Below are 1,240 nucleotides of genomic sequence, written 5' to 3' on the forward strand. Positions count from 1 at the left end.
CCGGTACGGTCCGCGGCCGCGCAGGCGCGCTGCACCGGCTTTTCGCCGTAGTTGGCGGTGTGGCCGCCAAACGGGCGCTGGTAAATCGTGCCGTCGGCGTTACGGTCGAACGGCATGCCCATGTGTTCGAGTTCGTAGACGGCGTTCGGTGCTTCGCGGCACATGAACTCGATCGCGTCCTGGTCGCCGAGCCAGTCGGAGCCCTTGATCGTGTCGTAGAAGTGGTAGTGCCAGTTGTCTTCGCTCATGTTGCCGAGCGAGGCGCCGATGCCGCCCTGGGCCGCGACCGTGTGCGAGCGCGTCGGGAACACCTTCGAGAGCACGCAGACGGACAGACCGGCGCGCGCCAGTTGCAGCGAAGCGCGCATCCCCGAGCCGCCCGCGCCGACGATAACCACGTCGAACTTGCGACGCGGCAGAGAATTCTTGATTGCAGCCATGCTTTTACACTCTCCAGAGAATCTGCGCGGCGTAGCCGAGGCTGCCCAGCAGCCAGGCGATCGTCAGCACGTCCAGCGCGATGCGCAGGCCGACGGGCTTGATGTAGTCCATCCAGATGTCGCGCACGCCGATCCAGGCGTGATAGAACAGCGCGAGCAGCGTGACGAACGTCGCGAGCTTCATCCATTGGGCGGAGAAAATCGACGCCCAGCCGTCGTACGAAAAGTCGTGTGCGCCAAAGAAGAGGACGAGCAGCACGACGGTGTAGATCGCCATGATGACGGCGGTGGCGCGCTGGGCGATCCAGTCACGCAGGCCGTAATGAGCGCCGACGACGAGGCGCTTCGGACCGATACCGTTTTTAGCCGACATTCTTAAAACGCTCCGAAGAGTTTTGCCGCGAAGGCGATCGTGAGGATCGTGGAGATGACGACGACGACGAGCGAGGTCGACTTGCCCTTTTCTTTGGCCGCGAGGTCATGGTTGAAGTCCATGAACAGGTGGCGCACGCCGGCGCAGAAGTGAAAGAGGAAGGCCCAGCCGAGCACGAGCACGACGAGCTTGACGATGATGTTCGAGAGGAAGCCCTTGAAGACCTCGAAGCTGAGTTCGGAGGTGAGGCTCTGGTCGAACAGGAACAGGATGAAAGGGAGGAACAGGAATAGAAGTGCACCGCTCACGCGGTGACCGATCGATACGCGACCGGCCAACGGCAGGCGGTATGCGAACAATATCTGCCCAATCCCGATGTTCCGGTATTCCGGCCTCGGTTTTTTTGCGGCTTCTGCCATGCTAGACC

3 protein-coding genes are annotated in these 1,240 nt (G+C 61.9%); all 3 read right to left on the reverse strand.

All coding sequences use genetic code 11. From position 1 onward, the window contains the following. Positions 1-440, reverse strand: a 440-nt coding sequence (locus tag SB764_RS38090; protein WP_410866475.1) for an FAD-dependent oxidoreductase, incomplete at its 3' end; no start/stop codon positions are given. Positions 441-444: 4 nt separating this feature from the next. Next, complete coding sequence (sdhD, locus tag SB764_RS38095) at positions 445-813, reverse strand: succinate dehydrogenase, hydrophobic membrane anchor protein (RefSeq protein ID WP_065064678.1); 369 nt, start codon at positions 811-813, stop codon at positions 445-447. A gap of 2 nt (positions 814-815) precedes the next feature. Next, positions 816-1,232, reverse strand: a complete 417-nt coding sequence (sdhC, locus tag SB764_RS38100; protein ID WP_065064680.1) for a succinate dehydrogenase, cytochrome b556 subunit — start codon at positions 1,230-1,232, stop codon at positions 816-818. Positions 1,233-1,240 lie beyond the last annotated feature (8 nt).

The organism is Paraburkholderia sp. SIMBA_027 (genome assembly GCF_046535315.1).
Lineage (GTDB): Bacteria > Pseudomonadota > Gammaproteobacteria > Burkholderiales > Burkholderiaceae > Paraburkholderia > Paraburkholderia tropica.

What these genes read in the sequence shown, in the direction of transcription:
- sdhD (WP_065064678.1), bottom strand. Translation starts at nt 813, where the DNA reads ATGTCGGCTAAAAACGGTATCGGTCCGAAGCGCCTCGTCGTCGGCGCT.
- sdhC (WP_065064680.1), bottom strand. Translation starts at nt 1,232, where the DNA reads ATGGCAGAAGCCGCAAAAAAACCGAGGCCGGAATACCGGAACATCGGG.